The organism is Limnospira indica PCC 8005 (assembly GCF_000973065.1).
Classification (GTDB): Bacteria; Cyanobacteriota; Cyanobacteriia; order Cyanobacteriales; family Microcoleaceae; genus Limnospira; species Limnospira fusiformis.
The window spans coordinates 4,229,882-4,255,920 of record NZ_FO818640.1 but is presented as its reverse complement, the minus strand read 5'-3'; the positions used below and the strand labels follow the sequence as shown (position 1 = coordinate 4,255,920).

Sequence of the window (26,039 nt, the reverse complement as noted above, 5' to 3'; positions counted from 1 at the left end):
TCTATAAACACGGGAACTGGGAAAGTCGGAGTCCTTACTTAATAGCTGTCAACTGTCCACTATAGGGACCCTATCCTAGTTTCCGTTCATCTAAATTTAAGTGAGGCACAAAAGTGTTACTACCCAAAGGTTTTGAAGTCGAAATGTACACGGGTACACCCCAGGGGGACATAGTAGGCTTTTCCGATAAAATAGTTAAAAATCTTGATGGGTTTGTCCGGGAACCAGATACCCGCAATGTGGAGTATATCACCGCCCCAATTTGCAGTTACGATCGCTCTCTTTGCGCTTTAGTCAAACCTCGGCAACAACTGCGACAATACCTGCGCCAACTTGGCAACTACACCATTATACCAGGTAGCACTCTCTCTCTGGGAGATAGTCGGCGCTTTTACCGTTCTGACCCCAACAACCCCTATCATGCCTACATTCAGGAAACCTACGGAACTGATGTAGTTACGGCCAGCATCCATATTAACATCGGTATTGATGATCCAGAAGTGCTAATGCGTGCCGTGCGCCTAGTGCGGGTAGAAGCACCATTATACCTCGCCCTAAGTGCCTCCTCTCCCTTTTTGGACGGTAAACCCACCGGTTATCACTCCCATAGGTGGCATTTGTTCCCCAAAACTCCCCGCCACGTTCCCCTCTTTGAAAGTCATTCTCATTATATCCAGTGGACTAATGAACAACTAGAAGCCGGAACTATGAGAAATGTGCGACACCTGTGGTGTTCCGTGCGTCCTAATGGGGTTCGTCGCCCCTACAGCCTCAATCGCCTGGAATTAAGGATTTGTGACCTAATGGTGAATCCCATAGCCTTACTGGCGACTACAGCCCTCTTAGAGGCAAGGCTATGGCAACTGATGGAGACCCCGAACCTAGACCCCCTGGAATTGAGTAGCCTACCAGCAAACACCCGCAATCAGGAATTAGTGGCGATCGCAGATGCCAACGAGGAAGCAGTAGCGCACCGGAGTCTGGATGCTAACCTGAAACACTGGAAAGATGGCAGCAGTATTTTAGCCCGCGATTGGATCGATAATCTGTATCAAGAAGTTTGGCCAGTGGCTAAACAGCGTGGTTTTAGCTGTTTTCTGTCTCCCCTCAAAAAGATTCTGCGGTCGGGAAACAGCGCCCAACAGTGGCTAAAACAGTATGAAAGTGGCATCGATACTCGTAGTATTATCAAAAAGGCGATCGCTGATGCTTATGAACAGGAGCAGGAACTTGAAGATAAATTATGTCAATTACTGGTTACCTAGTGGGTTGATGCAAAAGACCTATTAATATATCTTATGTCCTCAGCCAAGGAGGAAATATAAAGAAAAGCTATAGAAATGTGGCTTTTAGTTCAGGAGTTGGGGATTATATAGTATTAACTTCTGGCGGGTAAATTCCTGGCCTTTCAATGCGATCGACTATGCCCCAACTCGTTCTAGTTAATCCTCAAATCCCCCAAAATACAGGGAATATTGCCCGCACCTGTGCGGCGACCCAAACACCCTTGCATCTGGTGGGCCCCCTGGGATTTGAAATTAGCGATCGCTATCTGAAACGGGCAGGACTAGATTACTGGCCCTATGTACCCCTTAAATACCATACCCATATAGAGGATTTCCAAGCCTTTCACCAACCATTAGGGGGCCGCTGGGTAGGATTTAGCGCCCGTGGAAAACAGAATTATGTGTCCTTTCAATTTCAGGAAAATGATTGGCTGCTGTTTGGTAGCGAGACAGAAGGGCTCCCCCCAGAAGTTCTAGCCCTCTGTCAAGCTACCGTCTACATCCCCATGTGTCAGCCGAATGTCCGCAGCCTGAACCTCTCCGTTAGTGCCGCTGTAGGATTGTTTGAAGCCCGCCGACAACTAGGTTTGCTGGCTTAACCCCCACGGTTCAAACATAAGTTTTGATTATATCCTCTAGGAGGAGTAGCTCTATGTCTTCTGATAGATTTTCGTGATAAATCCAAGGATGTCTGGGTGAGAGGGTAAAGTCGGCGTAAGGATTGATGTATCAAGTTGTTGGCTACTTGAGTATATTCTTAACACTACTCTGCTAAAGTTGGGAAACCACAAAACATGGTTCCCAAGCCATTGTGTTTTTTGAGGTAGATGGTGTAAAGTTTGATTCGGGATCAACGGATTCCCAATCTGCATTTCCTGCCAACTGTCTTTTATCTATGACATCAAGGGAATTGCCAGATTGTTAACTCACACTCTCAACTTTGTGGTAATTGATGGGTAAAGGTGGCTTGTCGAAATTCAAAAAGCAAGGTAATCTGACCTAATCAATATCAATATGGCTGCCAGTGGTGGGCATCATGCAATCAGCATGATAAATATCACTTATCAGTTACTGTAATCGCAGGTTCTGCTTAAAGCCGTGTTAAATACAGATAACTGAGGAAAACCAGCCCCAAAAACAGTTTAAGCGCTTCTCCATAGGAGGTCGTTCTTTGAAAGGAACAGTTCCACACAACAATCAGCCTGTTGTTACGGATGCCATTAATACAGATATGAACGTGGAAACTACACAACAGGTGACAGCCCCCAGTCGGAGCAAGGTAAAAACCTCTGCTGCGTTCTTGGGTTTAGCGATTGCATCAGGTCTTCTGTTTCCCGAAGGGGGTAGTGCTGCTACTGAGTCACTAAAAGCCGATAGCACCAAATCGATGCAGTCTTCTTCCAATCAAGCTGCACTTAATCAAGACGGCGACTCAGTATCTGATTCATCAGATTGGCAACCATCCATTCTGCGAAACCTGACAGAATCTAATTCTGGGTCTATGGGTTCGGCAACCCCAGTAGAACCAGCAGCAGTTATTGACCATCAGGAAAACGAGACTCAAGCCCAAGAGCAAGCCCAGCCTGGGTCTGTGGTTGTCTCGGAACCGTCTTTATCAAAATCTGAAGAAAAACCTTTCCCCTATCAGTTTGACACCATAGAAAGGTTTGACACCACAGAAAGGGCTGTGGGAAATGGCATTAGCGGTTCAGACTCCTATAGCTCTGATGTGACGGAAAACACTGCCCCTAGCCCACGGTTTTCTCAACCTTCCCAGGTGAGCAATGCGGTTAGGGAGACAATTAGGGAAACTGATATCAGTTCCTTTAATAGGGTTCCCGGTACCTTGGTGATTGACTCAGACCCCACTCAGTCGGTTTCGGTGGTCTATAAGGTCAGTTCAGGAGACACTATAGCTCGAATTGCTGAGGCCCACGGGGTGTCAGTAGATGATGTGATTAGAGCTAATAATTTGACTGACCCTCACTTGATTAAGGTTGATCAAGAACTGAGGATTCCTAAACGTTTGCATAACTATCTGGCATCTCCAAGAGATAGTTACACAGCAGATCACAACTTAAACAACTCCAGAATTGATTTGGGTTCTGCCCAAACTACTACTCCTAGCCACAGAGCATCTACTAACAACAATACTCCGGGAGCTTCTGTTAGACTACGCTTGAGTCAAACTGTGACTCCTACAGTTCTCCCGTCCCAAATATCTGGCGATATCACCAAACCGGTGGGCCTGAAAGTGGATTTGGGCGATCGCTTGGGTACATCAAATGATGGCGGCGATCGCATTTCCCCCAGGAAACTTTCGGAACTCAGTCAACAAACCCCTGTCATAGAGTCTAACTATACTGATAACTCAACTACAGCTTCACGAAAGGATCTATCAACTAGTGGTGAGTCCCAACCCAGTAGTAATGGGGAATTTAGTCTTGCTGATGCTGAGGAGAGAAGGCTTACCCCTCTCAATCGCCGCCACAGCGGCAGTAGACTCTATAGCGATCGCCTGAGAACTGAGATTGAGCGACTGCGAAACGAGTACCACGCTCAACAGTCTCAACCCACCTATTCCTATCAAACTGTCAGCTTTTCTCAGGAACCAGAAGAAGTAGTGATCGAGGCGAAAGCCGAAAAAGCCGAAACCGCTGATCAGGTGTTGGCTGCTACTGAACCTAACCCCAGACGACTACAACGGATTAACCCTGAGTTTAACCCCACAGCCTACCAATATCAAAAGGATATCGATGGGGAAAAACCCTCAGACGGGGCTACTCAAGAGATTTCCCGCCGCCCAGAACCAGGTTCCGAAGATAACCCCAATTCATTGGTTGCTACTGCTCCTCTGGGGGCTAGTGCTTATGATCCACTTCAGAACCCTACTCTCGGTCGCATTGTTTCCCCCGATTTACCGCCACTACTTGGCCCGGATGCCTACCTACCGGGAGGCTCCACACGGTTTGCTGGCTATATTTGGCCAGCCGAGGGAATTTTAACCTCCGGCTACGGTTGGCGTTGGGGAAGAATGCACCGAGGTATTGATATTGCCGGTCCGGTGGGTACTCCCATCTTAGCAGCCGCTCCGGGAGTGGTTATCTTTTCTGGTTGGAACAGCGGTGGCTATGGCAACTTGGTGGAACTAGAGCATCCTGATGGCAGTGTTACCCTTTATGCTCATAATCACCGGAATCTGGTCAGTAAAGGGCAGAAAGTTACCCAAGGTCAGCTAATTGCGGAAATGGGTAGCACCGGGTTTAGCACTGGTCCTCACTTGCACTTTGAAATTCACCCCACCGGAAATGGGGCTGTCAATCCTATGGCTTTGTTGTCCAGGGATTAATGACCAATTTGCGGCTAAGAACAGACCCAGATCTTCCCCTGGTCTGTTCCCCCCCCTTAACAGGTTGAAAATTTTTTGGGCGATAGCTTGCCATATATGGGGAAAAGGTGCTAGGATTATAAATTGTTGAAGAACAAGGCTCTGTAGCTCAGTGGTTAGAGCAGGGGACTCATAAGCCCAAGGTCGCAGGTTCAAATCCCGCCAGAGCCATTTATTGAACTGATTTAACCTAGGGTCCTACACAAAAACACATGGGACCCTTTGAGCCAGGCCCCCCATAAACCGGGGCCTCTAACCAACGCGCCGGCGGAAATATCTGGCGGTCAATTATAGTATGATCAGGATGATGCAAGCATAACAAATGGTAAACTCAGCCATAAAAAACTGGGTTTTCAGAGGAATTAGGAGATTGACCCATGACAAGTGAGTGTATTCGCGTTGGTTTAGCAGCCCCGGATTTTACCGCCACAGCGGTTATTGACCAAGAGTTCAAAACTATTAAGTTATCTGAATATCGGGGTAAATACGTTGTTCTGTTCTTTTATCCCCTGGACTTTACTTTTGTCTGTCCGACAGAAATTACCGCATTTAGCGATCGCGCTGAAGAATTTTCAGCCATTAACACCCAAATCTTAGGGGTTTCTGTCGATAGCGAATTTTCTCACCTAGCTTGGATTCAAAGCGATCGCCAGTCCGGTGGAGTTGGCGACCTCAACTATCCCCTAGTGTCTGACATTAAAAAAGAAATCAGCGCCGCCTACAATGTGCTTGACCCAGAAGCCGGAATTGCACTGCGGGGTCTGTTCATTATTGACAAAGATGGCATTATTCAACACGCCACTATCAATAACCTCGCCTTCGGTCGTAATGTAGACGAAACCCTACGGACCTTACAAGCGATCCAATATGTGCAAGCTAACCCCGGCGAAGTTTGTCCCGCAGGTTGGAAGCCAGGAGATAAAACCATGAACCCCGACCCAGTTAAGTCTAAAGAGTTCTTCGCAGCTATCTAAATCAATAATAGTGCATAGTTAACAGTTGACCGTGACCAAGGCCCCATGAGATTCAAGATGATTCAACTCCTTACTCCCATTGCTGGCAGTTTGCTAGGAAGTTTGCTCTTGATGGCTTGTGCAACACCAACCGGAGTAGAAACCCAACCGGAAAACCCTATAGGACAAATCCTATCCACCGAGGTTGAGTCTGGTGCATCTATCCCTCTGAATCGGGAGTGGGAACAAACCACAGTAGTGGAGAATTTGGAACATCCCTGGGGATTAGCGTGGCTTCCTGATGGGACAATGCTGATTACTGAGCGACCAGGACGCTTACGGATAGTGCGCGATGGGGTTCTCGACCCTACTCCTGTAGCTGGGTTGCCAGAAATCTTAGTCCTGAATCAGGGAGGTTTACTCGATATTGCCGTTCATCCCCGGTTTGAGGAAAATTCATTGATTTATTTCACCTATTCCCAAGGAACGCCCGAAGCCAATGGGGTGGCAGTGGGTAGAGGGGAGTTAAGGGGAAACAGCCTAGAGAATGTCGAGGTGATTTTCCAAGCTGTTCCTTTGAAGCGGGGAGGACAACACTTTGGTTCGCGCATCGTGTGGTTACCCGATGATACTCTGTTGGTGGCGATTGGTGATGGCGGAAATCCACCGCTGGAACTCGATGGGGAACTGATTCGCTTACAGGCTCAAAATCGAGAGAGTCATTTGGGTAAGATTGTACGCCTGAATGACGATGGCTCAATTCCCGGTGATAATCCTTGGCAGGGAGACCCTGATAGTGACCCTGCTATTTGGAGTTATGGTCATCGGAATATTCAGGGGTTAGCCATTGATTCCCAACGGGGTCACGTTTGGTCTACGGAACATGGGGCGCTTGGTGGGGATGAGTTAAATCTGATTAAAGGGGGGAAAAATTACGGCTGGCCTCTTGTAACCCATAGTCGGGAATATACGGGGGGGCAGATTTCCGATCGCCAAACCCATCCAGATATGGTTGACCCCCATATCGTTTGGACACCAGCGATCGCTCCGTCCGGGTTAGCCGTGCATGGGGGCGATTTGTTTGCTGGGGGTTTGGTATCCCAATCCGTGCATCATATCCAATTAAATGAGTCCGGTGAGGTGATAGACCAACGAGCGATCGCGATCGGTCAGCGTGTGCGGGATGTTCGGGAAAGTCCTGATGGTCATCTCTATGTGTTGACTGATGCCGCCCCCGGGCGGTTAATTCGACTTCATTAACTTAGCGCGAGTTTTCTGGCTGTCTCCTGGATCCGGAAAAATTCAGTTTCTGCCTCAATTCTAACCCCTGGCGTGCAACTGACCGGATTTTCCAGAATTTGACCCTTCTCCCAGGTTAGGGAACTGGCGTCTTCTAGCTTGGTCTCACAGCGCAGCGGGGATTGGATTAGCCCCGTTGTATGCCCTCAATCATCAGGATTATCAACAAATCCGCCAGAAAATTGATACAGCTCTGGACGACTGACGATATCAGTGACGAGTTCGGCGTTAGGGTAGAGTTAGAGTTTCCCCTAAGCAACTTTTAATCCAGTCGAAAATTTCCCGGTTCACCCGTTCGGGACATTCATCATGGGGGCAGTGACCCGCGCCCTCCAGTTCTACTAACTTGATGTGGGGATTATATTTTAGGTAGAGGTGAGGTTTAGCCAGTTTCAGGGGAATCAGTCGATCCTGTTTTCCCCAGAGTAGTAATATGGGAACCTGCACCTGGGGAAATAGACTGCGTACAGCAGGGCCGAGTTTAGAACTCCCCATAATCCGAAACAGAATAGTAAAAGCCCTAGCTGCCCCTCGTTCTTGGGGTGGAGTAGATAGAATATGTATCAGTTCCTCTGTAACTGCATCAGGATTGTGATAGGCTAATTTAACCCAACGACTGATGACAGATGGTTGTCTCACTAGATAGAATATGGGACGTAATATAATAGGGGAAGCAACCAAACTTTGGATTAACTCAACTGGGGGAACCATCCACCCAGGTAATAAGTCCGCTTGAGCGGCGGGATCGGGTAAACTGAGCATAACCAAACCTTTAGCGGTTTTGGGATATTGAGCAACAGTTGCTAAGGCGATTAGAGAACCAATAGAGTTTCCCACCCAGATGGTCGGACGGCGGATAAAAGTTTGCCAAAAGTCATGCACCAATTCGGTCCAGAGGGAAACATTATATGGAGCGATCGCCTTTTCAGAACCACCAAACCCCAATAAGTCCAAAGCATAAACTGGGTGCGAATGACTGAAGACCGACAAATTGTGTCTCCAGTGGCCGATAGATGCACCAAAGCCGTGAAGGAAAATTAAAGGAACAGGAGAGTTGCTCCCGAGTGGGTCTTGAACCTCAAAAATAGGCGATTTAGCCTCTTTAGGGTGCTGCCAACGCAGAAAAGTATAGCGAACTCTCCAACCCCTCCAAATCCAATCACGCTGAAAGCCCATCTGTTTGTGCAAGTCTGGTAAATCCATCTAACCGTCGTCCTGAGTGCAACATAACTTGAAAGTTACCCCTAAAATACTAGGGTCCCTAAAGTTTAGATTAAATGTCAAGCCTATTGATATGGGAAATCAGTACAATGTTCGGTTAGTGCGACCCACAATTTTCGAGACATTCGTTAACCTCATTAACTTAAAATTCCTGTAATGCCTGTGATAGAATCAAAAAGAAATCGCAACTTACCTCAAATCAACGACAATATCCGCTTTCCTAAGATTCGCCTGATCGATACCGAAGGCGGTCAGCTAGGGATCATGACTCCCAGGGAAGCCATGAAACTAGCTCAGGAAAAGGAACTAGACCTAGTTCTGGTTAGCGATAAAGCTGACCCTCCCGTATGCCGGATTATGGACTATGGGAAGTTCAAATATGAACAGGAAAAGAAAGTTCGGGAAGCTCGTAAAAAGCAGCATACCGCCGATGTCAAAGAAGTTAAGATGCGTTACAAAATTGATGATCACGACTATCAGGTGCGTGTGAATCAAGCCAAGCGCTTCCTTAAATCCGGCGATAAGGTCAAAGCCACAATCATGTTCCGGGGTCGAGAAATTCAGCATAGCAACCTGGCCCGGGAACTGCTCAAACGTATGGCAGTAGACCTAGAAGAACACGCAGAAGTTCAACAGTCCCCCAAACAAGAGGGACGGAGCATGATGATGCTGTTGGCTCCCAAAAAAACAACTAGCTGAGACTTAGGAATTGCGGGCCATTGTCATTTATCAAACCTGTTGCTGCTACAGTTATGATAAACCAGTAACCCCAGTTCCCCCCCCATAACTGATAATTTAGAAAAGAGTTGACACTCCCCGTTCTAAAGAGACGGGGATTCTTGGTTCGCGCTACTCGCCATTAGACCGCAGGTTTACACCAACAGCCCAAGATAGCCAATCTCCCCCAGCGTAAGTTCCGGCGTGCCCCGCCTTAGCTAGTCCGCGTTTCCGGATATTCACTGCCACATTAACATCACGGTCGGCTACATACCCACAGTGCGAACACATTATGTGTTCTTTCTCATAGGGTTTTCTTGACTCATTGACCCCAGTTTGAGCATTCTTGGCTGGTATAGCGAGGCTCTGCAGCTACCGTCACCTTGCCATATTTCACACCAAAATACTCTAGCCAACTGCGAAAAGTAGACCAACCTGCATCAGAAATAGATTTAGCTAGTTTTCGATTTCTTGCCAGCCCTTTCACATTCAAGTCTGTAGATTGGATAACGGAATATGCTAATCTCTTGCAATATTCTTTTCGCTGCCTACTTACTCTTAAATGCTTACGAGCATATCTATTTCTAGCTTTGTGATAGTTTTTAGATGGTTTTTGTCTGGCTTTCTTTTGAGCGTAACTGTACTTTTTAGACTTCTCTACCATAGCATCTACAGCATCTACAGCGATCGCAAATTGAGCATAGTATCCATCAGCCTGGCGGACTAATCTTACTCGCTTAATTTGTGTGATGTCGTAGTAGTTCAGGTCCCAGGTTCCCTTTAATTTCAGAGTCCCGATACCTTTTTTGTCAGAAAAGGTAATAGCTTTTCTGGTTTCCGAAAGTTGCCATCCGCTAGTTTTATATTCAACAGAGCGACTATGTTTTTTGAACTTAGGAAAACCTTTTTTACCCTTAACACTCAGCGAAGTCAAGGCTTTAACTTTTTTCTGACAGTTATCGTAGAACCGAGAAATAGCAAACCAAGCGCGTTCAGCCACTGATTGTCTAGCCATCGAGTTCAATTCCTTGGCAAAAGGAAACTCAGCCGCTAAGACAGCACAATATTTATTTAGGTCATATTTACCCCCCCCTTTATTATCCATCCAATAGCGCCAACATTTGTTTTGGATAAACTGAGATGTGCGAATAGCCTCGTCTATAGCTTGGTACTGAGATGGTTTAGCTTTGATGGGCGAACTCGTATACAATCATTGCTCACTCTAGCAACCTTATGCTATTATAGGATACCAATGAAAAGATAGCAATAGTAGGTAGGCGAATAAATTTGCCCTAGCCGCTACATCCGCCCTATAAAGAGAGGCGGCCAAAGTGGCTATCAGGTGTTTTCAGATAACATTGAGGGGTCTCAATACGGGATGGAAAAGCGAATTGGTGAACCCGCAGGAGTGGGACAGGGTGTGCTACGCGGTCTAAATCTCCGCCCAGAAGAAGTAGAGCGAACCTTATTAATGTTCGCAGTTTATACTTTTTCATCCATCGGACTGATTTGGTTAGAACTAAGTACCGTCGGCCTATTTATTGATCAATATGGGGCAGAAAAACTGCCTTGGATTTATATTGCTAGTGCTGGGATCGGGTCTAGTTTGGGTGTAGTTTACTCTCGGTTACAGACCTTTTTACCCCTGCGCCGGGTGATTGTTCTGATTTTACTACTGATGGCAATCCCCCTGTTTCTATTTCGTTTTGGTTTGAGAATAGAAAATTTCAGGTTCTTGGGATTAAGTCTTCAGTTTGTTACCCTATTTGTCATGTGGCTGTGGGTTGAGGCTTGTTATCTTCTCAACGATCTCAATACCTCCATTACCTCTAATCAACTTTTTAACATTCGGGAGATCAAGCGCACCTATCCCATTATCAGTAGTGGTTATCTGGTGGCTGGGGTGGTTAGCGGTTTCTCCCTACCTCTATTGCTGAGATTTGTAGGATTAAACAATGTCACCCTAGTATCTGGGACTATGGTTCTCGTGGGTGCAGGTGTTTTATTTTATCTGTCCCAAAGATATGAACAGTCTTTCCCAGATTCTTCCCGGTGGACCCCCGAAGACGAACTCCCCGAATTTAGTACCCGTAGCCTCAAAGGTCCCCTACAAGGCTATGTCATTCCCTTGGTGCTATTTTTCGTCATGGCTGAAGTCGTCTATGTCATGGTCGATTTCCAGTTTTTCAGTCAATTAGAATACCGTAGTATCGGTGGCGCTAGTTGGATTGTTAGCTTCCTGGGACTATTTGAGGGGGTTTTGAGTACCTTCCAAGTAGCCACTCAGTGGTTTGCTTCCAGTCGCTTGGTCGAAAAAATAGGCGTGTTTGGTACAGCATCTATCCTTCCTGTGGGGGTAGTCGCCTTGGGCCTGTTTTCCTTGATAGGGGGGGCTACGGGTTTATTTACCATATTTATAGGGTTTTTGATTCTCAGATTTTTAGATGAACTGTTCCACTACACTCTCATCGAAACTACCGGGACGGTTCTATTTCAACCCCTACCAGAAAATATTAGGAGTGATATTCAGACCCTGGTTAATGGTGTCTTTGAACCCCTGTCAACGGGTTTGAGTGGTATCGGGATTTTGCTGTTGCTGTGGCTGATTAACCTATTTTTACCCGATGGTGTCCCAGAAGGTATTTTCCTGCAAGACCAAAGTCTGATTTTTGTCGTAACTATTATTTTGTTGGCTTTTGTCTGGTTGTGGGTGGTCTGGAAAATTCGCTCCCAATATGTAAGACTTCTAGTCCGTAGTGCTGAACGCGGTCGCCTGGGAACTACAGATATTGATATGCGTAGCCTCAAGCGATCGGTGGTCGATGAGTTGAAACAGCCAACCCCAGAAGCTGATAAGCGTTCCTGTATTGAATTACTCAGCCAACTTGATCCTAAAAATGTCGGGGATACTCTGGTTCCACTACTGGAGATTATGTCCCCGAATCTTCAGCGTCAAGCCCTAGAACTGATGCTAGATTATCCTAATCCCGCTCATTTAGAGGCGATTAGATCCCTATCTCGTAGCAGTCTACCTCCTGAAGTTTTGGCTTTGGCACTACGCTATATCTGGTTAACTGAATCTAACCCAGATATTAATCAGTTGAAACCTTACCTACAACCAAGGGTCGATCCGGTGGTACGGGGAACAGCCGCAGCCTTGATTATGCGTCGTGGCGATCGCGAACAAAAAGCGGCGGCTACTAATACTATCCGCCGCATGATCGTCTCTAATCAAGAACCCGAACGGGTGATGGGAGTCCGGGCTCTGGGTGATGCTGATTATCTGCAAGGGTTGCGAGTTTATCTTAATGACCTCCTCGCTGATGAATCTCTCAGGGTCCGCTGTTCGGTCTTGGAAGTCATTGCGGCTACTAAGATGGAAGAATACTATGGCTCCCTATTAAAAGCCGTTTCCTACCGTTCTACCAGAGAAGCAGCAAGAATGGCCTTAGTCCGATTGGGAAATGAGGCTATTCCTCTATTAATGAGAATAGCAACGGATATCTATAAATCAGATTTGGTCAGACTTCAGGCTTGGTCTGCTTTGGGAGAAATTGGTACGCCAGAAGCCTTAGATACTCTCATTGATAATCTGTTAATTTCCTGGGGAACCACCCGACGTAATATTCTCCGCATTCTCCTGAAAATTCCCGATGATGCGGGGATTGAAAGAACTTTAGACCGCATTGGACGTAATGGGGTGGAAACGTTAATTGAACAGGAGTTGATGTTTATTGGTCAAATCTATAGCACTCTTTTAGACCTCGAACCTGAAAAACCTACAGCTCCTATCTTACCTTCTACTGTCTCCCTTGAGGTCGCTTCCCCCCTAGAAATGCTCTGTCGCGCGCTCCGTAATCTTGAATCTGATGCCATAGACCGCTGTTTTCTGCTGATGAAGTTCCTTTACTCCCTCGGATCTATTCAGGCGGCGGCTTTCAATATTCGCTCTGGACAACAGGGAAATATTGCTCGTGGGTTGGAAATCTTGGATAATACTGTTGATATTTCCCGTAAACGAGCCTTGATTGGCATTTTGGATAATCACTCTATTGTCCAAAAAATTGAGGACCTCTCCCCTTTGATTTCCTATAAACCAATGACACCTAGCGAGCGCCTTCGTCGTTTACTGGAGTTTCGCCATTTCCTCTCGGATTGGTCTTTGGCTTGTTGCTTCCACCAAGCGCGGTCCGCCAGTTGGAGTCTCACCGCTGAACAGACTTTGATGTGTCTGAGACATCCCACAGGTTTTGTCCGGGAAGCTGTTTTGGCTTACCTCAAGATGGGAGCGCGTCAGGCTTTGGTAGAATTATTGCCAATGCTACAAACCGATCCAGACCCTTTGGTGGCTCACCAAGTACAACAATTAATCTCGGAATTAGCTGTACACATAAAAACCGAAATGCCTTGAGCAATGGGGAGTCCCTCTGGATTCAAGTTTACTAACTCGCGCTTTACCTCGTCTGATTATGTTAACTAGCGTACAACGCCTATTGTTTGTCCGAAAAGTCCCCATTTTTCAAGAACTTAGGGATGATTTCTTGGTGCGTCTTGCTTCTGTTATGGATGAATTGTCTTTTCCCCCTAATCAAAGTATTTTTACTGAGGGACAAGAAGGGCGATCGCTTTATATTGTCGTTTCTGGTCAGGTCAAGGTTCATCATGGCGATCGTGAATTGGCTCGTTTGGGTAAGGAAGACTGTTTTGGCGAAATGTCTCTATTTGATGCTGAACCGCGATCGGCTTCTGTCACTACCCTAGAACCCTGTGAATGTCTCATGCTCACACAGATGCAGCTTTATGATGCTATTGATGAGACTCCTGGTATTGCGGTTAATATTATTCGCTTACTATCTCGCCGCATCCGAGAATTGAACCAAAAAGCCAACGATCAAAACCCTAAATCTTCCATTTCCGAAGTTAAAGTCCCACCCCCTCGGTCTTGATGTATCTTGATTTTTTTTCAAAAAAAAATTGGGGTCGCTTTTTTGCCTCGCGGGCATTGACAACCCAGGGCATTCCTGCTATTATATTGACAATATCTTTAATAATTGGGTATAGCCACAAATAAAAATTTTACAACCATCCCATTATATTAAAAGTATAGCGCAAGTAGCCACGAAAGGCAACCCCCCCTCCCCCCAAAAAAATTTTTTGCAACATTTCTTAAAATTTTGTTACAAAAGTTAATAAAGTTCTAGTTTGGTAGGAAGGGATTAGTCTGTAAGCTAATGTTTGGACACACAGTTACCCATTAATCCCAAAATTGGGCAGCTATTTGGCTAGGGTAGGTGTAGCAGTTCGTGGCTGACAGAAGCAGTCCGAGGGCGGGTGTAGCAGTCTTGCTGGTGTTGGTAGTAGCTGACAGAAGCAGTCCGAGGGCGGGTGTAGCAGTCTTGCTGGTGTTGGTAGTAGCTGACAGAAGCAGTCCGAGGGCGGGTGTAGCAGTCTTGCTGGTGTTGGTAGTAGCTGACAGAAGCAGTCCGAGGGCGGGTGTAGCAGTCTTGCTGGTGTTGGTAGTAGCTGACAGAAGCACCCCGTGGGCGGGTGTAGCAGTCTTGCTGGTGTTGGTAGTAGCTGACAGAAGCACCCCGTGGGCGGGTGTAGCAGTCTTGCTGGTGTTGGTAGTAGCTGACAGAAGCACCCCGTGGGCGGGTGTAGCAGTCTTGCTGGTGTTGGTAGTAGCTGACAGAAGCACCCCGTGGGCGGGTGTAGCAGTCTTGCTGGTGTTGGTAGTAGCTGACAGAAGCACCCCGTGGGCGGGTGTAGCAGTCTTGCTGGTGTTGGTAGTAGCTGACAGAAGCACCCGCCCCTACTGTCAATGCGGAAAGAAAAGTCTTGTATCTGCTATGATAATTCAATAGCCCAGGTACTCTGGGTGGTAATGCCTGTGGAGCTGTCGGAACGGGGTAAGACTGTTGGGAGGTTTCGGCCACTTGTACCAACAACTGCTGGGGAAGACCAAGGAAGCAGGAATGCCTTATCGTGAGGTAAGGAAGCCCGTGTCGTAATCTTTGATTCGATGACGGGAGGATGTCACGTCGGAGATGGCAAAATCTATCAAGGTCCTATGTCAACAGAAATTAAGGACGAATTACAGCTAGAAGTGCAACGCCGCCGTAATTTCGCCATTATCTCCCACCCAGACGCGGGAAAAACCACGTTAACAGAAAAACTACTTCTGTATGGAGGAGCCATTCACGAAGCGGGAGCGGTAAAAGTCCGCAGGTCGCAGCGTCACGCGACATCAGACTGGATGGCGATGGAACAACAACGGGGGATTTCCATCACTTCAACAGTGTTGCAGTTTGAATATCATAACACTCAGATTAACTTACTGGATACTCCCGGACACCAAGATTTCAGTGAAGATACCTATAGGACGTTGGCGGCGGCGGATAATGCGGTGATGCTGGAAGATGCAGCTAAGGGTTTAGAACCTCAAACCCGGAAGCTGTTTGAAGTGTGTAAGATGCGGGGCTTACCTATTTTTACGTTTATTAATAAAATGGATCGCCCTGGTCGGGAACCTTTGGAACTTCTTGATGAAATTGAGCAGGAATTAGGGTTACACCCTTACCCGGTAAACTGGCCAATTGGTATGGGCGATCGCTTTAAAGGAGTTTTTGACCGCCATAAGGGACAAATTCATCTATTTGAACGGACAGCCCACGGTTCTCGGGAAGCGGTAGATACAGTGATAGATTTGGGAGATCCGCGCATTGAGGATTTATTAGACCAGGATCTGTATTATCAACTCAAGGAAGAATTGGAACTGTTGGACGCTTTAGGTTCAGACTTGGATCTGTCGGCGGTACATAGTGGGAAAATGACCCCAGTATTTTTTGGTAGCGCCATGACTAACTTTGGGGTACAACTGTTTCTGGATGCTTTCCTAGAATATTCGTTAAAACCAGGTCCCCACAATAGCACGATTGGGGATATTCCCCCAGATTATCCAGAGTTTACAGGGTTTGTGTTTAAGTTACAGGCGAATATGGACCCGAAACATCGCGATCGCGTGGCTTTTGTGCGGGTATGTACAGGAAGATTTGAGAAGGACATGACGGTTAGCCATGCTAGAACCGGAAAAACGGTGCGTCTGTCACGTCCGCAAAAACTGTTCGCGCAGGATCGTGAGTCAATTGAGGCGGCTTATCCTGGGGATGTCATTGGTTTAAATAATCCGGGAGTATTTGCGATCGGTGATACTATCTACAATGGTCAAAAACTGGAATATGAGGGGATTCCCTGTTTTTCGCCGGAACTTTTCGCCTATCTGAAAAATCCTAATCCGTCTAAATTTAAGCAGTTCAATAAGGGTATTACAGAACTGAGGGAAGAGGGAGCAATTCAGATCATGTATTCTCAGGATGATTCTAAACGCGATCCAATTTTGGCGGCGGTGGGTCAACTTCAGTTTGAGGTAGTTCAGTTTCGGATGCAGAATGAATATGGGGTGGAAACTCGCCTAGAATTGTTACCCTATAGTGTGGCTAGATGGGTAGCAGGGGGATGGGAAGCGTTAACCAAGGTGGGAAGACTGTTTAATACTGTTACTGTTAAGGACAGTTGGGGTCGCCCAGTTTTGTTATTTAAGAATGAGTGGAATTGTCAACAGGTACAGTCGGAACATCCAGAACTGGAATTAAGAAGTTCGGCTCCGGTGGTGTCGGGTCAGCAACCGCAATAGTGGGAAAAATTGAGTAGGGACAACATATAGTTGTCCCTATCGTTTGTGTGTATATACAGAATTGACAGAAAGACAATGAGGATCCTTGTGGTGTTGTATATGGAGGGAAGCGCAATAGTTAGTTATTCGACAATAGCGGGGGTTTCTTCGATTGGCGTTTCAGAAAATAAGGCTGTATAGGCATATCCGGCGGCGATCGCTCCTACAATGGGAGCCAACCAGAATAACCACACTTGACTAAACAATTCTACGCCAGCAAACAGGGCTGGTCCTGTGCTGCGAGCGGGGTTAACAGAAGTGTTGGTCACGGGAATGCTGATTAAGTGAATTAGGGTTAGGGCTAAACCAATAGCAATAGGAGCAAAGCCCTTGGGGGCTCGGCTATCTGTTGATCCCAAAATCACCATCAAAAACATGAATGTCAGAACTACTTCTGTGATTAAACACGAAAGTAAGGAAAAGCCACCGGGAGAGTGAGGCCCAAAACCATTAGTAGCCAGAGGATTAGTACCAGTAAGGATAAAATCTGGTTGACCTATGGCGATTAGATAGACCAAACCGGCGGCAACGATCGCACCTATAACCTGAGCGACAATATAGGGGAGTAAATCCGAGGCTGGGAAGCGTTTTGCTGCCCATAAACCAAAGGAAACTGCCGGGTTAAGGTGACAACCGGAAATGTGACCAATGGCATAAGCCATAGTCAATACGGTGAGACCAAAGGCGATCGCCACACCAATAAAGGCAATCCCAAAAGGATTATCAACACCCCGTGGAAATTCGGCTGCTAATACCGCACTACCACAACCTCCGAACACGAGCCAAAACGTACCGAGAAACTCGGCGATGCACCGTTTATTCAGGGGCATTTTTTTCACCTCAAATAACTAATTGGGTAAGTTTAAGCAGCAATGCTATCACGTCTGCTTCTGGGAGTGAATTGTTGTTAGTAAAACTTTATAATTGTCGTGGCTATCTGGAAGCCCTAGACTATGATTCAATGAACATATAACTATATGTTAACCTAACAGATATCTAGTATTTGTTGGGTATGCCCTGAGACCAGGTATGGCTTATATATCCTGTGGAAAAGCAGTTATAGAGTTAATTAAACATAGTTAATCAAAGACGATCGCCTGTTTGTGGGTGAAAAAGATGCACTTTTTCATGGGCGATCGCCAAGTTAATTTTATCCCCCAAACTGACATCAATGGCTGCGGGAATCCTCACCTGTAAGCCATCTTCTGGGGGGTGGGTAAACCTAGCAAATAACAGGGTTTCATGTCCCAAGGATTCGACCCGTTCAACCCTGACATTAAGATGATTCGGGCTAGGTTCTGCGAGGGTTAAATGTTCCGAACGCACGCCCAAAACGATAGACTGATCAGCCAAATTCGTGAGATTAGCTATGGTTTCCTGAGATAAACTGAGGCGAAAATGGGGATGGATTAACTCACCGGACTTGGACAGTTTAACGGTGATAAAATTCATGGGACTAGAGCCAATAAACTCGGCGACAAAACGATTAGCGGGGGAGTTATACAAAACCATGGGACTGTCAATTTGCTGAATTTGTCCGCCATTCAGGACAGCAATTCGAGTCCCCATGGTCATAGCTTCGGTTTGGTCGTGGGTAACATAAATAGTGGTAGTTCCTAACTGTCGTTGTAAGTCAACAATTTGCGATCGCATTTCGGTGCGTAACCTAGCATCCAAATTAGATAAGGGTTCATCCATGAGAAAAACCTGGGGATTTCGAGCCATAGCCCTTCCTAAAGCGACCCGTTGCTTTTGACCGCCGGAAAGTTGTTTGGGAAACCGATCTAGTAGGGGTTCAATTTGCAACATCTCAGCAATTTGTTGTACTCGCAGCGCAATGGAACGTTCCCGACTAGACTGGTTACGGAAGGAATTAGGAAAAGGGAGCGATCGCTTTATAGTTCCGGCTAGTCTTTGAGGCAATTTTTCGGGTTGGCCAGTACGTCGCAACCCAAAAGCCAAATTATCATAAACTTTAATGTGGGGATATAGGGCGTAATTTTGAAATACCATAGCGACATCGCGGTTTTTGGGAGGATAATCATTAACTAAGCGATCGCCAATCCAAATCTTTCCGGCTGTGGGAGTTTCCAAGCCAGCAATCAAGCGTAATAGGGTACTTTTTCCGCAGCCAGAAGGTCCGACAAACACCATAAATTCACCATCACGGACGGTGAGGTTAATATTACGAAGGACGGCTCTATCTCGGTCGGTTTCCGAGGGGGTATTTTCCGGGGAAAAACGCTTATAAATATTCTCCAAAACGACGATCGCCATAGTGATTAACCCTCGATTGTTGTACGGTGAATGGGGCTAACCACGGACAAAATCGGTTCCCCAGCATTCAATTCTACCAGGCGATCGCCATAACGATTCTTACCCCAAACCGGAACCACATCAGGAACTAAAGTTACCTAATGATTTTCACTGGTTAAACAATATACAACCTCACCGGGAGTAGTCGCGGCTAACCCCCGACAAGCATATCATGATGACGGAGAGTTTAACATCTGAGTACCAAGGACTAACTGGACTATGGAGGTTTAAGCGATCGCAATTCATTTTTGAGGGATTTTAATAACTCGGAGCGATCTGATCATCAACCGCCTACCCCCACCGGGTGCGATCGTTTGATTCGCGCTCAGTTAGTAGGGTGAGATGGTGGTGTTGGGTTCCGTACCTCCACCCAACCTACTCAAATAGGCGATCGCCCTTTGTGGCTCGGGTGAAACCCAACATTTGTTGCTTGGGTTTCACCCAACAGGGAGAGATATGACGGAAAAAGCGATCGCCCTTTGTGGCTCGGGTTTCACCCAACAGGGAGAGATATGACGGAAAAAGCGATCGCCCTTTGTGGCTCGGGTGAAACCCAACAGGGAGAGGAGAGATATGACGGAAAAAGCGATCGCTCTTTGTTGCTAGGGTGAAACCCAACAGGGAGAGATATGACGGAAAAAGCGATCGCTCTTTGTTGCTAGGGTTTCACCCAACATTTGTTGCTAGGGTGAAACCCAACAGGGAGAGATATGACGGAAAAAGCGATCGCTCTCAGTGATTAACCCTCCATTGTTGTACGGTAAATGGGGCTAACCACCGACAAAATGCGTTCCCCAGAATTCAATTCCACCATGCGATCGCCATAACCATCCTTACCCCAAACCGGAACCACATCAGGAACTAAAGTTACCATACGATTTTCACTGGTTAAACAATAGACAACCTCACCGGGACTAATCGCCGCCAACCCCCGACAAGCATCATCACGGGTGTGAAACTGTAACATTTGAGTACCAATTCCCCCTCGACGGGAACGTTGGAGACTTTGTAGAGAAATCCGTTTAAAATACCCTTGTTCTGACACCAACAGAATAAACTGGTTGTTTAACTCACCCGTTGATGACAGCGTAATACAGCCCACCAACTGTTCATTTTTTCGGAGTCGGGTAGCCACAGAACCCTGAGCGGTTCTTCCCATGACCGGGATCTGCTCAGAATTAATATCCAAACGCAACAGCCGCCCTCCAGAGGTAGCTAAAACCACTTGATCGCCTGTAGCAGCCAGATTAGCATAACTCAACTCATCATTATCTTTGAGTTTCATTACCGTAATCCCCCTAGCACTCAAATCCATGAAATCAGTCCCGGAGAAGCGCTTAATCTTCCCCTCTGCTGATAGCATGATTAAATCAGTCTCTGGGGAAAAAGCACTCTTGGGGGAGGTTCCGCCATCAGTTGTCCGTCTTAGGGGAGAGCTTTGTAAACCCGCCCCCGCAAATGCAGCTACAATCAAATCTTGAGGGCGACTACTGGCATCTTTGGTGGCGGAGGGGGATAATAACGTGATTAAAGGTACACCACGGGACTTCTGAGAAACACTGGGGATATCAGCGACGCTCAAGGGGTAAGCCTTACCCATGCGGTTAATAATCACCAGGGTTTCCGCTGTGGTAGTTAGATAAGAAGCTACGGGAAAATCATCGATCGCCTCAATCGTAATATCCTCACGGGACTGGGGACGAGACAGGGCGCTGGGAGTCACTCGTCGCACATATCCTTTTAGGGTCATTTCGACCAAAGTCTCTTCTACGGCCGGTAATTGGGGGCGTAAAATCTTGGATTTCGTAGGTTTTGAGGAGGGATGCACCTCCTTAGAAGAGGGGACAGACACGGAGGGAGATTCCTGGGGTTCTGAAGAAACAATGCGAGTGCGACGTGGGTCTGAATATCGACGTTTGAGCGATCGCAATTCCTTTTTGAGGGATTTTAATAACTCCGCGCGCTCTGATAATAAAAGGCGCAGGCGATCGATTTGCGCCGCCAACTCCGCCGCTTCCTGCTGCAACTTTTGCCCTTCCAACTGCGTCAATCGTCTGAGGGGCATAGCTAGAATTGTATCGGCTTGCTCGCCAGTCAGATCTAAACGAGTTTCTAGGGATATTTTAGCCGAAGTACCATCGGGAGCATTTCGCAAAATCTCGATCACCTCATCCAAAGCTGCTAAAGCCTTGAGTAAGCCTCCCACCATCAAAGCGCGACGTTCCGCTATCTGTAACTCGGATCTATAGCGACGCAGGAGAGTTTGTTCACGAAACCCTAGAAATTCCTGGAGGATTTGTTTAAGGCTCAGTTGTCGAGGTTGACTGTTGACCAAAGCCAGGAAAATCGCCCCAAATTTCGACATCAAATCCGTGTGCTGATAGAGATTATGCAGCACCACTTCTGGGGTGGCTTCCCGTTTCAGTTCGATTACCACTCTAATCCCTTCGCGATCGCTTTCGTCTCGGATATCAGAAATCCCCTCCAATTTACCCGCATTCACCAAAACCGCCACCTTTTCAATCCATCCGGCTTTGTTGACCTGAAAAGGTAATTCCGTCACCACAATCGCATTTTTAGTGCGTTTACGACCCGCCGTTGGTACCTGCTCAATTTTCGCGACCCCCCGCATGACAATACTACCTCGCCCTGATGTGTAGGCTTCTGTAATCCCTGCTGTAGCCACAATTTCCCCCCCAGTGGGAAAGTCCGGTCCCGGAATGAGTTGCATTAACTTCTGATCGGAAAGGTCGGGATGATCAATCAAAGCGATTAAGCCATCGACTACCTCCCCTAAATTGTGGGGAGGAATATTAGTCGCCATACCTACTGCGATACCAGAGCTACCATTGAGGATTAAAAACGGTAGTTGCGCCGGGAGAACTGTGGGTTCTTGTTGGGAATTGTCAAAGTTACTCGTAAAATCAACCGTCGCTTCTCCTACCTGGGTAAGCAGTCCCTCATTACCAATAGCAGCTAACCGGGTCTCTGTATACCTCATGGCGGCGGGAGGGTCGTTATCTACCGAACCAAAGTTACCGTGACCCGCCAATAACGGATAACGACTAGAAAACTCTTGCACTAACCGCACTAGAGCATCATATACCGACTGGTCGCCGTGGGGGTGGTATTTTCCTAATACGTCCCCAACTACCCGCGCACACTTACGATAAGGGCGATCGGGTGTTAGCCCTAGTTCGTGCATCGCATATAATATGCGACGGTGTACTGGTTTTAAGCCGTCTCGGACATCTGGTAGCGCTCGCCCCACAATTACACTCATGGCGTATTCGAGGTACGATTGCTGCATTTCATTGGTTAATGATGTGGGTATCACTTCCCCGCTCAGAAAATTTAACTGTTTAGCCATGAGTTGGATCGATTTTAGGGTTTAGCAATTTTAATATTTGGGAAACTCTAGGGATTTCAACACCTGAGTTAAGGACGATTTCGGAGCCTACTATTTTAGGTTAACTGCAATGTTGCCCGGTTTTGACCAAAATTTTCAGATTCAATTGCGGGTTAAATCAGGTTCAAGTTGCTGTTTTGTGGTCATAATGATATCAGACGGGGATTTTTGGGGTTCGCCCAATACTATCAACGTCGTGTTATGATTGCACATCGTAACTGGAGAGTATGTCCAGCGGAGACTCTGATGAAGACCGTTCTGATTGTAGAAGACGATCCGGTTAATGCCCGCGTTTTTGCCAAAATTTTGAGCAAACGAGGGGGATTAGCGGTTAAGCACACTGAAAACGTAGACGAAGTAATGCAGATAGCTCGCACTAAAGAGGCTGACCTGATTTTGATGGATGTGTCATTGGCTCGCAGTGTGTATCTGGGTAAAGCAGTCGATGGGATTAAAATTACCCAGTTGCTCAAGGCTGATCCAGATACAGCTAAGTTACCAATTATTCTAGTGACCGCCCACGCTATGGCGGGCGATCGCGAAGATTTTTTGGCGGAAAGTGGCGCTGACGACTATATTTCCAAACCTGTCATTGATCATCAAGAATTTGTCAATAAAATTAAGTCCCTACTCCCCAAGGATTAGCTATGCTATCCTTAGAGTCGGCTGATGGTTTGCTGCATCCGAGGTGTGGAAAAAAAAGTCCGAGCATCCTCCATGAGGCGATCGCCCCAGAGATTTTCTCGGAGAAATTCAAGCTCTGCATAACGACTATCTAGTTGCAGGGCTTGTTCTCCCAAGGTTAAAGCCCTTTCTGTGTCGCCCTGTCGATAAAGGGCTACTGCAATGGCTAACAATGGCTCGGCGGCGGTTTCATCAATGGCAAAAGCCTCTTCCCAACGCTGCACTGCTGAATCGGTTTTACCGAGTTCGTATTCCACTAAACCAATATTATTAATTGCTGGCCAGAGGAGTCTTTCCAGGTTATAGGCTTCTTTGTATTTGGCGATCGCTTCGTCGAATTTTCCCAGTTGAAAATAGGCATTACCTAAATCAAACAAGGCTCCGGGAACGTTAGGATTGATTCTTAAACCCTGTTCGATTTCCTCCACAGACCTCTGATACTCTCCTTTGCGAAAGTAAGCATCCCCTAAGACAAACCTAATTGCTGGGTTGTCAGGGGCTAAGGCTTGGGCTCTGTTTAGGGCTTCGATTCCGGCTTCTATGCGATCAACCTGGACGTAAAGGCTACCTAATAAAGCCCAGGTTTGATAGTTTTTGGGTGCTAATTGGGTCGCTAATTCAGCCCTGGGTAGGGCGAGTTGGTATTGCTGAAATCGCGTGAGTTGGGCGGCTTCTTCAATTAAACCATCTCCGGTTTGTTGTAAATGTTCTGAGTCTACTTGCAGAGTGTAAGGTAATAGGGCTTGGGCGAATGCTGCTTGGCGCACACCCGCCAGACTTAACCACAGGGGGAGGGTCAGTAGTAACCCCCCTAATTGCCTCATTAGGCGGAAATGGCGACTTGTGAAATGGCTAAAAATTGATGTCCAGAGCATGATGGTTACAGGTGATCAAAGGGGGTTTAATTTAGATTTAGGTTAGGGGGAGCCAAATTTCAAATTCTGTGCCTACACCCAGTTGCGATCGCAGATTTAGCTTGCCTCCGTGTTTGGCGGTGACAATTTGATAGCTTAACCCTAAACTGGTTTCTTTGTCAGCGCGACGATGAGCCGAGAATGACTCCAGGATTTTTTTCAACTGCGACGATGACATCCCCAGACCATTATCACTTATTTTAATTAAAACCCAGGACTCCTGATTTGACTCCCCCCTGGGGGTATCTCCTTGGTCGTCTGTCATGGCACTAACCTTGATGGTAATTTCAATTCGGGGGCGATCGCTTCTTTGAACCCGATGCACTGGCCCAAACTCTTCTACCCAGTCCTGTCTCACCGCCCGATCAATCAGAGCGCTAACCGCATTGGTGAGAATATTCATAAACACCTGATTTAACTGTCCAATATAGCAGGAAATCGGCGGAACTTGACCGTAGTGCCTAATAATTTCGATTTCCCCTTTGATTTGGCTTTGGATTAACAAGACAATACCATCCAAAGACCCCTGCAAATCTGCTGGCTTGGGGTGGACATTATCAATATGGCAGAAGTTCTGTAAGCTGGTGGCTAATCGATTTAGGCGATCGGCCCCTCCACTAATACTAGCAACTACTCGCGGTAAATCCGATCGCACAAAGTCTAAGTCTATCTCCTCCTGTTTAGCTTCAATCTCTGGCGGCACTTGGGGAAAATGCTTCTCATAAGCTGATAATAACTCCATTAACCCTTGGGCGTATTCGTTTAAATGGGTAAGATTACCCCAAATAAATCCCACCGGATCTAAGATTTCGTGGGCGACACCATCTACCAAGCGCCCTAGGTTACTCATTTTTTCACTCTGAATCATTTGGATCTGGGTGCGTTCATAACGCACTTGGGTTTCAATACCTCTAATTTGCCAATGGGCAATATTGAGATCGTCAATATTTAAAATAGAATAGGGGATGGCTGGATTTCCTCGATGAGCTACAACAATTGGTTCGGCAATTAGTTCTGGCGATCGCCTTCTAGCATAGCGCGCCGCTTCTAAAATCGTCATCGTTTCCGGTAAAACCAGCATCGGGAAACCCCCATAGCTATAACAAACTCCCAAGGGTTGACTTGACAACATTTCCCCCCCTTGAGGTCGGATGAAAAACTCTAATAATTGTCGTCGGGAAAGTAGCCCCACTAATTGGGGTTCCTCCGATTCTATGTCTTCCCAAATTAATACCCCAGGTAGTAAAGCGTGACGCTGAAATTGTCGGACTACTTCTGACACCAGGCTATCTGATTTGAGCCCAAAATGATAAGTGGGTAAATCCCCTAAAGTGGCTTCCCAGTCTAGGTCTGGGCTATTTCCCTCTAACAGCCGGGGAAAGGATAAGTAAGTTTTAAATGGCTCTGACACTGGATACTATGGCGATCGGAATTTTGACGCTCATTTGATTATAAATTATTCCGAGCCTTGGTCAGATGAAATCTGACTATCTTTACATAAACCCATTGGGACCAATAGTGCGATCGCATTGTTCAGGAGATAGATTAACTCCCTTAGCCCGAAACAGGTTACAACCAATAAATATAGCCTTTTCTATCTGGGCTCCTTCCAGGTTAGCACCCTGTAGGTCAACATTGACTAGGTAAGCATCTTGTAAATCCGCATTATACAAGTCCGCCGCTTGTAAATTTACATCAGACAATTGCGCCCTCTGTAAGTTACTATAGCGCAGATTAGCTCGATAAAAATTACTATGGGATAGGCAAGCATCAGATAAATTACCCTCCTTCAGCTTCACATCCCCAAATTCACTCTCAATAATCTCTGTATTGCTCAAATTAGCATAACTTAAATTAGCATAGGGCATATATACTTTAATTAATCGACTTGCTACCAGTTGAATATTTCGCAAATCTACCTCAAATAAATTTGCTCTCACTATTTCAATCTTTACAAAATCTCGTTGACCATTAACATAATTTCGCCATAAATCCTGATCAGTTAACTTCTGCATTTTGGAATTATTCAAGATATCATTTCTTTTCAGGAATCTTTCCCCGAAAAGTCGATTGCCGTTTTACACTGTAGGACACCTATACACCAAAACCGATAAGTTTTA

At 46.5% G+C, this 26,039-nt stretch carries 19 protein-coding genes, 1 tRNA gene and 1 pseudogene; 11 read left to right on the top strand and 10 right to left on the bottom strand.

The features are described from left to right. Window positions 1-113: 113 nt before the first annotated feature. From gshA to XZ46_RS18560, 6 genes are all read left to right on the top strand, one after another. On the top strand, window positions 114-1,265 hold the full coding sequence (gene gshA / locus XZ46_RS18585) for a glutamate--cysteine ligase (protein ID WP_008052535.1): 1,152 nt from the start codon (window positions 114-116) through the stop codon (window positions 1,263-1,265). Between the two features lie 158 nt (window positions 1,266-1,423). Continuing rightward, complete coding sequence (locus XZ46_RS18580; protein WP_035759327.1) at window positions 1,424-1,885, top strand: tRNA (cytidine(34)-2'-O)-methyltransferase; 462 nt, start codon at window positions 1,424-1,426, stop codon at window positions 1,883-1,885. A gap of 572 nt (window positions 1,886-2,457) precedes the next feature. Next, entirely contained in the window at window positions 2,458-4,635 is a 2,178-nt protein-coding gene (locus XZ46_RS18575) for a peptidoglycan DD-metalloendopeptidase family protein (protein WP_006668433.1), read from the top strand. A gap of 137 nt (window positions 4,636-4,772) precedes the next feature. Next, a tRNA-Met gene (locus XZ46_RS18570) sits at window positions 4,773-4,845 on the top strand. Window positions 4,846-5,051: 206 nt separating this feature from the next. Further along, window positions 5,052-5,648: a peroxiredoxin gene (locus XZ46_RS18565; RefSeq protein ID WP_006624328.1), complete on the top strand. Its 597-nt coding sequence runs from the start codon at window positions 5,052-5,054 to the stop codon at window positions 5,646-5,648. A gap of 57 nt (window positions 5,649-5,705) precedes the next feature. Continuing rightward, on the top strand, window positions 5,706-6,887 hold the full coding sequence (locus XZ46_RS18560) for a PQQ-dependent sugar dehydrogenase (RefSeq protein ID WP_008052530.1): 1,182 nt from the start codon (window positions 5,706-5,708) through the stop codon (window positions 6,885-6,887). A gap of 267 nt (window positions 6,888-7,154) precedes the next feature. On the opposite strand, the gene XZ46_RS18555 is transcribed toward XZ46_RS18560, so the two are convergent. Then, window positions 7,155-8,129 carry an alpha/beta fold hydrolase gene (locus tag XZ46_RS18555; protein WP_006624330.1) on the bottom strand — a complete coding sequence of 325 codons (975 nt, stop codon included), beginning with the start codon at window positions 8,127-8,129 and terminating at the stop codon, window positions 7,155-7,157. A gap of 174 nt (window positions 8,130-8,303) precedes the next feature. Here XZ46_RS18555 and infC point away from each other — a divergent pair, with 174 nt between their 5' ends. Then, the gene (gene infC / locus XZ46_RS18550; RefSeq protein ID WP_006624331.1) at window positions 8,304-8,846 is read left to right on the top strand and encodes a translation initiation factor IF-3; all 543 of its coding nucleotides are present in this window, start codon (window positions 8,304-8,306) and stop codon (window positions 8,844-8,846) included. 122 nt (window positions 8,847-8,968) lie between these two features. On the opposite strand, the pseudogene XZ46_RS37385 reads toward infC, so the two are convergent. Continuing rightward, a pseudogene (locus XZ46_RS37385) lies at window positions 8,969-10,074 on the bottom strand (RNA-guided endonuclease InsQ/TnpB family protein). 168 nt (window positions 10,075-10,242) lie between these two features. Between XZ46_RS37385 and XZ46_RS18535 the strand changes: the two are divergent. Beyond that, window positions 10,243-13,275 (top strand): HEAT repeat domain-containing protein, encoded by a 3,033-nt coding sequence (locus XZ46_RS18535; RefSeq protein ID WP_006668437.1) that lies wholly within the window; start codon window positions 10,243-10,245, stop codon window positions 13,273-13,275. Window positions 13,276-13,333: 58 nt separating this feature from the next. Continuing rightward, the gene (locus XZ46_RS18530) at window positions 13,334-13,810 is read left to right on the top strand and encodes a Crp/Fnr family transcriptional regulator (RefSeq protein ID WP_006624335.1); all 477 of its coding nucleotides are present in this window, start codon (window positions 13,334-13,336) and stop codon (window positions 13,808-13,810) included. Between the two features lie 308 nt (window positions 13,811-14,118). Here the strand turns inward: XZ46_RS18530 and XZ46_RS34560 are convergent, their stop codons facing one another. After that, window positions 14,119-14,670: a hypothetical protein gene (locus tag XZ46_RS34560; protein WP_008052523.1), complete on the bottom strand. Its 552-nt coding sequence runs from the start codon at window positions 14,668-14,670 to the stop codon at window positions 14,119-14,121. A gap of 264 nt (window positions 14,671-14,934) precedes the next feature. Between XZ46_RS34560 and XZ46_RS18520 the strand changes: the two genes are divergently transcribed. After that, window positions 14,935-16,557 (top strand): peptide chain release factor 3, encoded by a 1,623-nt coding sequence (locus XZ46_RS18520; protein ID WP_035760108.1) that lies wholly within the window; start codon window positions 14,935-14,937, stop codon window positions 16,555-16,557. Window positions 16,558-16,679: 122 nt separating this feature from the next. Here XZ46_RS18520 and aqpZ read toward each other — a convergent pair whose 3' ends face one another. From aqpZ to XZ46_RS18505, 4 genes are all read right to left on the bottom strand, one after another. Further along, a complete protein-coding gene (gene aqpZ, locus XZ46_RS18515; RefSeq protein WP_006624338.1) occupies window positions 16,680-17,426 on the bottom strand; it encodes an aquaporin Z in 747 nt (248 codons plus the stop codon). A 253-nt stretch (window positions 17,427-17,679) separates the two neighbouring features. Then, window positions 17,680-18,873, bottom strand: a complete 1,194-nt coding sequence (locus XZ46_RS18510) for an ABC transporter ATP-binding protein (RefSeq protein WP_008052841.1) — start codon at window positions 18,871-18,873, stop codon at window positions 17,680-17,682. A gap of 414 nt (window positions 18,874-19,287) precedes the next feature. Beyond that, window positions 19,288-19,530 (bottom strand): hypothetical protein, encoded by a 243-nt coding sequence (locus XZ46_RS34555; protein ID WP_157883451.1) that lies wholly within the window; start codon window positions 19,528-19,530, stop codon window positions 19,288-19,290. A 121-nt stretch (window positions 19,531-19,651) separates the two neighbouring features. After that, window positions 19,652-22,282, bottom strand: a complete 2,631-nt coding sequence (locus XZ46_RS18505) for a DNA gyrase/topoisomerase IV subunit A (RefSeq protein ID WP_008052472.1) — start codon at window positions 22,280-22,282, stop codon at window positions 19,652-19,654. Window positions 22,283-22,567: 285 nt separating this feature from the next. On the opposite strand from XZ46_RS18505, the gene XZ46_RS18500 reads away from it, so the two are divergent. Then, on the top strand, window positions 22,568-22,966 hold the full coding sequence (locus XZ46_RS18500) for a response regulator (protein WP_006618172.1): 399 nt from the start codon (window positions 22,568-22,570) through the stop codon (window positions 22,964-22,966). Between the two features lie 11 nt (window positions 22,967-22,977). Here XZ46_RS18500 and XZ46_RS18495 read toward each other — a convergent pair whose 3' ends face one another. From XZ46_RS18495 to XZ46_RS18485, 3 genes are all read right to left on the bottom strand, one after another. Then, the gene (locus XZ46_RS18495; RefSeq protein ID WP_006668443.1) at window positions 22,978-23,829 is read right to left on the bottom strand and encodes a tetratricopeptide repeat protein; all 852 of its coding nucleotides are present in this window, start codon (window positions 23,827-23,829) and stop codon (window positions 22,978-22,980) included. An 88-nt stretch (window positions 23,830-23,917) separates the two neighbouring features. Further along, window positions 23,918-25,330 (bottom strand): sensor histidine kinase, encoded by a 1,413-nt coding sequence (locus XZ46_RS18490; protein WP_006624348.1) that lies wholly within the window; start codon window positions 25,328-25,330, stop codon window positions 23,918-23,920. Between the two features lie 82 nt (window positions 25,331-25,412). Then, window positions 25,413-25,934, bottom strand: a complete 522-nt coding sequence (locus XZ46_RS18485) for a pentapeptide repeat-containing protein (protein WP_008052469.1) — start codon at window positions 25,932-25,934, stop codon at window positions 25,413-25,415. Between the last annotated feature and the right edge of the window lie 105 nt (window positions 25,935-26,039).